The organism is Brachybacterium epidermidis, from assembly GCF_015209585.1.
GTDB classification, from domain to species: domain Bacteria; phylum Actinomycetota; class Actinomycetes; order Actinomycetales; family Dermabacteraceae; genus Brachybacterium; species Brachybacterium epidermidis.
The window spans coordinates 232,485-238,484 of record NZ_JADEYR010000003.1 but is presented as its reverse complement, the minus strand read 5'-3'; the positions used below and the strand labels follow the sequence as shown (position 1 = coordinate 238,484).

Below are 6,000 nucleotides of genomic sequence, written 5' to 3'. Positions count from 1 at the left end.
CGCGAGCAGCGCGACACCGTGCCGGGCGCTGCCGGGGTGAGGGGGGCGGGACCGTCCCGAACGACAGGGGCGTCGGGCGCGCCGGACGCGCCCTTCGGACACGGGCGCTCCGCCTCCGTGCTGCTCGCCCTGCTGCTGACGATGGCGTCGGTCTCCGTTGCCGCGGGCGAGAGCGTCCTGGCGATCGTGATCGCGGTGATCCTCGGAGCAGCCGGTGGTCTCAGCCTGAGACATCCCCTGTTCGCCGGTGCCATCATCGGCCTGACCTTCACCTTCGCAGTGTTCGCGGGTCCCGCGCACGTGGGCCCCGGCTCGCTGGCCTCGATCGTGGCGATCGCCTCGGCAGCCGGGCACGGGAAGATCCTGGGCGCGATCATGATGTCCGTCTGGCACGTCACCACGCTGATGGCCATCTCCGCGGTGCGGGGCGATGAGGCGGCGTACATGGTCTCCGAGCTGCTGCTGTGGATCGTGCTGCAGGGCGGGACACTGGTGGCGGCCACCTGGGGTCGGCGCCTGTTCGAGCGTTCCGTCGCCGAGCGGGCTCGGCGGCTCAGCGAGCTGTCCGATCAGCGCCGTGCCATCGCCCGTGAGCTCCACGACACCGGGGTCCGTGCGATGACGGAGGTGGTGATGCTGGCGGAGAACGCCGCACTGCGCCCCGGCACGGCACCGAGCACGGCCGCGGAGTTCCGCCGCATCTCCAGCACCTCCCGCCGCGCGGCCGATGAGATGCGCGAGCTGCTGGAGCAGCTGCGCGGGTCCCACGAGGTGGGCAGCCCCGCCCATGCCCGCGGTGCCTGCGTCGAGGATCTGCTGGAGATGCTCCGCGGACGGTTGGCGGCGGCCGGGTTCTCGGTGCGGGTGGCCTCGGAGGGCGAGTGCTCGCTGCCCGACCGTGAGGTGGCGGTGATCGCTCGCTGCCTGGAGGAGGTGGAGGCCAACGTAGTGCGCCATGGCGACCGCGCCGCTCCGGTGGCGATCATGAGCGAGTCACTGCCCGGCTCCTCCGTTGCCGAGCCGGGGCTCCGACTGGCGGTGCTCAACGGCATGGCCCCTGACGATCGCCACGGCCTCAGAGGCGGGGCCGGCCTGGAAGGGGTCAGGGAGAGACTGGCAGCCGTGGGGGGAGACCTGGAGGCACGCTGCGAGGGCTCGACCTTCCTGACCCGCATCGACATACCGGGGGAGATTCGATAACACCGGGGAGATTCGATGACACCGGGGAGATTCGATGACGAATGGGAAGATTCGATGACGAATGGGAAGATTCGATGACGACTGTGATGATCTGCGACGACGATCCGATCGTGCGTGCGGCGCTGGCTGCGTACCTGGACCGGGAGAGCGATCTGTCCGTGGTCGCGACGGTGGACTGCGCGGAGGAGGCACTGGCGCAGTTGGACGACCACGCCCCTGACGTGGTGCTGATGGACATCGCGCTGCCCGGGCAGAACGGCCTGGAGGCCACGGGACAGGTGCGGGAGCGCCATCCGCGCACAGCGGTGCTGGTGCTGACCACGTTCGGCACCGACGAGCACCTGCGCGCCGCGCTCGCGGCCGGGGCCAGCGGGTTCCTGCTCAAGACCACGGCCGCCTCCGCCCTGGTGGCAGCCGTCAGAGCAGCGGCGGCCAACGCCGGCACGGTGATCACCCCGGAGCTGGCGCACCAGATCGCCTGCGATCAGGCGCGCGAGGGCGGCCCCGGTGGCCACGTGGATGCCGAGGCGATCGCAGAGCTGGGGCTCACCGATCGCGAGCAGGACGTGCTCACCCTGCTGTGCCAGGCGGAGTCCAACGCGGGGATCGCCGATCGCCTCGCGCTGTCAGAGTCCACGGTGAAGACCCATGTCTCCTCCCTGATGGCGAAGCTGGGCTGCACCTCCCGCCTGCAGGTCGCGCTGACGGCCTTCGAGCGGGGGCTCGCCACTCCCCCACTGCCGCACGAGCCCGAGACCAGCTGATCCCGAGACCACCCGACGACGAAGAACCCCCTCACCGCGCTGGTGAGAGGGTTCTTCGACTCCGGAGCCGCCTGCGAGAATCGAACTCGCGACCTATTCATTACGAGTGAATCGCTCTACCGACTGAGCTAAGGCGGCACACCCACCGTTCGCACGGGCCACGACGATCAGCGTGATCGTGCTGCCTGGGCGCATGGCGGACCGGACCACTCTATGGGACCGGCTCGGGGCCGCGCAAAGCCGTGCGGCGTGCGCTTCATCGCACCTTCTCAGCCGCCGGAGGAGCAGGTGAGCCCGTCCTCCGGCACCGTGCCCTCCAGCAGGTACGGATCCACCGCCTGCTCGATGCAGCCGCCCGAGCGTCCGTAGGCCGTGTGCCCATCGCCCTCGAAGGTCAGCAGCACCGCATCGTCGAGCTGCTCGGCGAGACTCTGCGACCATTCGTAGGGCGTTGCCGGGTCCCCGGTGGTCCCGATGACCACGATGGTCCCGGCGCCCTCCGCGCTGACCGGTGCGGGTTCTCTCAGCGGCGGCACGGGCCACTGCCCGCACACGGTGGCGCCGTACCCCATGCTGGGCCCGAAGGTGGGGAACTGCTCGGCCAGCCGCTCGGCCTCCTCGGCCTGCCAGTCCTCATCGGCGACTCCCGGATGGTCCAGGCAGTTGATCGCATTGATCGCGACTATGCCGTTGCCCTTGTAGCTGCCGTCGGCCTGACGCTCGGAGGAGAGATCCGCGATCGTGAGCAGAGCCGTGCCGTCCCCCTGCATGGCCGCCGCGAGCGCATCGCGGCCCGTGGGCCAGAACCCGTCCTCGTACATCAGCAGCAGCACGGCCGAGCGGGCCAGGGAGCCGGTCAGGGGTCGCTGCGGGTCCGCGGTCTCGAGAGGCTCGGCGTCCACGGAGTCGAAGAAGCTGTGCAGCTGCTGCTTGGCATCGGCCACCTCGCCCTTGAAGGGGCAGGCCTCCCCCTGGGCCAGGCAGTCTGCGAGGAAGGCCTCGGTGGCCCTCTCGAAGCCCTCGGCCTGCCCGGCGGAGATCTCATCGAGCGTCGAGGAGGGGTCCAGGGCGGCGTCCAGCACGAACCGGCCCACGCGCTGCGGGTAGAGATCGGCGTAGGTGGCACCGAGGTAGGTGCCGTAGGAGTAGCCGAAGTAGTCCAGCTGCTCGGAGTCCAGTGCGGCGCGCAGCACGTCCATGTCCCGGGCGGCGGAGTACGTGTCGAGGTAGGGCAGCAGCTCTCCCGAGTCCTGCTGACAACCCTCGGCGATCCGGGCCATCCAGTCCAGGCCCTGCTGCAGGTTCTCCTCGGCGCCCGCGGCCGGGTCCCCGGTGGTCGCGAGGTACTCGTCGGTCTCCTCGTCGGTGAGGCACTCGATGCCCTCGGAGCGGGCCACGCCCCGGGGGTCGAAGCCCACGATGTCGTAGGCGGCGGTGACCTCACGGGAGAAGATGAACGGGGCGGAGGCAGTGAAGTCCACACCCGAACCGCCGGGACCGCCGGGGTTCACCACCAGGGAGCCGGTGGGCTCACCGGTGGCCCCGTGCTTGGCGAGCGCCAGCTCGATGTCCCCGGCCGAGGGGTCGTTCCACACCATCGGCACCGTGAGGGTGCCGCACTCCAGCTCCTCGCCGCCCTCCACGTCCTGGCACGGCCCCCAGGCGATGTCCTGCTCGTAGTAGGCAGCGTAGTCCGGGTCCTCGGCCGGATCGGTGGGCAGGTCCTGCGCGGCGGAGGTCCCCAGGTCGGCGAGCGCCGGGGCCTCGCCGCTGCCGTCGTCACCCCTGCCGTTGCCGCCACCCTGGCCTCCGCCGGCGCTCTGGCCGGCCCCGGTGGTCTGCTCGGGATCCTGCCCGCCCTGCGGCACGCAGCCTGTCACGACGAGCACGGCGGCGGCGGAGGCGGCCGCGAGCCGAGCGAAGTGGCGACGGGCCGGTGAGCGGTGGGTCGGGGATCCGAGACGCATCAGTACTCCTGGGTCGGGCGTTCCCGCGGGGTGCGGGACGGTCGTTCGTTCTCACGGCGAGCGCGAGGGGCGCCGCCGACTGCGGAGGGCGACGGTCCGGGGCTGCCCGGGGGTGCCGGGCCGCCCCGCTCATCCTAGGTGGCGGGTCGTGCTCGGCGCCGGGATGCTCATCGGGTCGGTCGTTCATCCGATCTCGCGGCGGCTCCATCTCCAGGCCCCCAGCGCCAGGGGCAGCACCACCAGGATCAGCAGGGGCAGCACATCGAAGGCCTCGGCCTGGCCGTCCCCGAGAACGGTGGCGGCGGCCTGCAGGTCCAGTGCCCGCAACACCCCGTCGAGGGTCTCGGATCCAGCCAGCATCGCGATCTGGCGGGCGGTGCCGATGATGAAGGGGAAGCCGATCGCCGCCAGCAGACCCATCACGGTGGACTGGGTGAGCACCCCCATGGCCAATGAGAACGCGAGCGTGGCCAGCAGCGCCGTGACGTGAGTGGTCATCACCCGGTCCACGGCGGTGAAGTCGGCGCCCTCCCCAGCAGCCCGCCCCCGATCCAGGTGGCCAGCACGGACAGCAGCACCGAGGCGGCGATGACCACGGCGACCACCAGCACGGTGGACAGCAGCTTCGAGGCCAGCACCGTCAGGCGCGAAGGTCGCTGGAGCTGGGTCACCTGGATGGAGCGGTCGCTCCATTCCCCGGCGGTCATCATCACGGCGATCACCGGGATGATCAGCGTGAGCGGCAGTGACACGGCAAGCATGGTGAGCTCCACGTCCACGGGCGCCTCGGGTATCAGCGCTCCCTGCAGCAGGCCGCCCAGCAGGGCGATCGCGAGCACGGCGAGCGAGGAGAGGATCACCACCGCCAGCCCCGAGCGCGTGTCGAGGTAGCTGCGGATGTCGATGTCGGGTCTCATGGCGGGTCTCCTCAGGCGATCGTGGCCGGGCCGCGCTCGGCCGCTGTGGTGTCGGACGGGGTTGTGCCGGTGAGGGAGAAGAAGACCTCCTCGAGCCCGCCGGCATCAGCCGGGCCGAGCGAGGTCAGCACGATCTGCTCGCGCAGGGCCAGGCGGCCCATGTCGTCCGCGGCCAGCTCCACGTCGACCAGGCCGTCGGCACGGGCGGTGTGGGGCACGGACTCGCTCTGCAGGGCGGCCAGCAGCGTCTGCGTGTGCTCGGCGCCGACGCGGGTGCCGCGGGCGGTGGTGAGCTCCTCGAGGGTGCCCTCGCGCACCAGACGCCCCTGGTCGATGACCACCAGGCGGTCCACGGTGGCCTGCACCTCGCGCAGTTGGTGGCTGGACAGCAGCACGGTGCCGCCGGAATCGGCGAAGGAGCGCAGCAGGCGACGCATCCACCGGATGCCCTCCGGGTCCAGTCCATTGGCGGGCTCGTCCAGGACCAGCACCTTCGGGTCCCCCATGAGGGCGACACCGATGCCGAGCCGCTGGCGCATGCCGTACGAGTAGCCGCCCACGCGCTTGCGTGCGGCGTCGGCCAGGCCCACCAGCTCGAGCACCTCCTGGGCGCGCCCAGCGGGCATCCGCAGGGTGCGCTCGGCGAGCCGGAGGGTCTCCAGCCCCGTGCGTCCGCGTCCCAGCGCGGTCGCATCGAGCATCACGCCGATGGTGCGCGCGGGATCGGTGAGGTCGCTGTAGCGTCGGCCGCCGACGAGGGCCTGACCGGCGTCGGCCGCCGCCAGGGAGGTGAGGATCCGCAGGGTGGTGGACTTCCCGGCCCCGTTGGGGCCGAGGAACCCGGTCACGGTGCCGGGCGTGCAGGTGAAGGAGAGGTCGTCGACGACGGCACGGGTGCCGTAGCGCTTGGTCAGCCCGCGCACCTCGATCGGTGTGCCCCCGGTGTCAGCTTTGAGGGTTCGATGGTTCATGGTGGACCGTCCTGCCTGGTAGGAGCGCTTGGAGGATGCTTCTGGCGAGATGTCTCCACCTTCTTCCGAGCAGGGGTGCCGCCGGAACCGCCCGCAGGATCGCGCGGGTCAGACGTTCGTCGTCGCCTCCCGCCCCCGCACCCGCGACCTTGGACACGGCCGCCGGGCCGAAGGTCGACCC

6 protein-coding genes and 1 tRNA gene are annotated in these 6,000 nt (G+C 71.3%); 2 read left to right on the top strand and 5 right to left on the bottom strand.

Annotated features, from left to right (window positions below):
- Both IOE58_RS05330 and IOE58_RS05325 read left to right on the top strand, forming a co-directional pair.
- The coding region (locus tag IOE58_RS05330) for a sensor histidine kinase (RefSeq protein WP_228018950.1) at nt 1-1,200 on the top strand (1,200 nt) is incomplete at its 5' end.
- A gap of 74 nt (nt 1,201-1,274) precedes the next feature.
- Complete coding sequence (locus IOE58_RS05325) at nt 1,275-1,964, top strand: response regulator transcription factor (protein ID WP_193865354.1); 690 nt, start codon at nt 1,275-1,277, stop codon at nt 1,962-1,964.
- Between the two features lie 65 nt (nt 1,965-2,029).
- Here IOE58_RS05325 and IOE58_RS05320 read toward each other — a convergent pair.
- The 5 genes from IOE58_RS05320 to IOE58_RS05305 form a co-directional block, all read right to left on the bottom strand.
- Nucleotides 2,030-2,102, bottom strand: a tRNA-Thr gene (locus tag IOE58_RS05320).
- A gap of 131 nt (nt 2,103-2,233) precedes the next feature.
- A complete protein-coding gene (locus tag IOE58_RS05315; protein ID WP_193865353.1) occupies nt 2,234-3,931 on the bottom strand; it encodes an alpha/beta hydrolase in 1,698 nt (565 codons plus the stop codon).
- A gap of 183 nt (nt 3,932-4,114) precedes the next feature.
- A complete protein-coding gene (locus IOE58_RS14245) occupies nt 4,115-4,429 on the bottom strand; it encodes a hypothetical protein (protein WP_228018948.1) in 315 nt (104 codons plus the stop codon).
- Nucleotides 4,429-4,848: a hypothetical protein gene (locus IOE58_RS14240; RefSeq protein ID WP_228018946.1), complete on the bottom strand. Its 420-nt coding sequence runs from the start codon at nt 4,846-4,848 to the stop codon at nt 4,429-4,431. The genes IOE58_RS14245 and IOE58_RS14240 overlap by 1 nt, the downstream gene beginning before the upstream one ends.
- Nucleotides 4,849-4,859: 11 nt before the next feature.
- Entirely contained in the window at nt 4,860-5,819 is a 960-nt protein-coding gene (locus IOE58_RS05305; protein WP_193865352.1) for an ATP-binding cassette domain-containing protein, read from the bottom strand.
- Nucleotides 5,820-6,000: the final 181 nt, after the last annotated feature.

Coding starts and splice junctions, on each gene's coding strand:
- IOE58_RS05325 (WP_193865354.1), top strand. CDS start 1,275: ATGACGACTGTGATGATCTGCGACGACGATCCGATCGTGCGTGCGGCG.
- IOE58_RS05315 (WP_193865353.1), bottom strand. CDS start 3,931: ATGCGTCTCGGATCCCCGACCCACCGCTCACCGGCCCGTCGCCACTTC.
- IOE58_RS14245 (WP_228018948.1), bottom strand. CDS start 4,429: ATGACCACTCACGTCACGGCGCTGCTGGCCACGCTCGCGTTCTCATTG.
- IOE58_RS14240 (WP_228018946.1), bottom strand. CDS start 4,848: ATGAGACCCGACATCGACATCCGCAGCTACCTCGACACGCGCTCGGGG.
- IOE58_RS05305 (WP_193865352.1), bottom strand. CDS start 5,819: ATGAACCATCGAACCCTCAAAGCTGACACCGGGGGCACACCGATCGAG.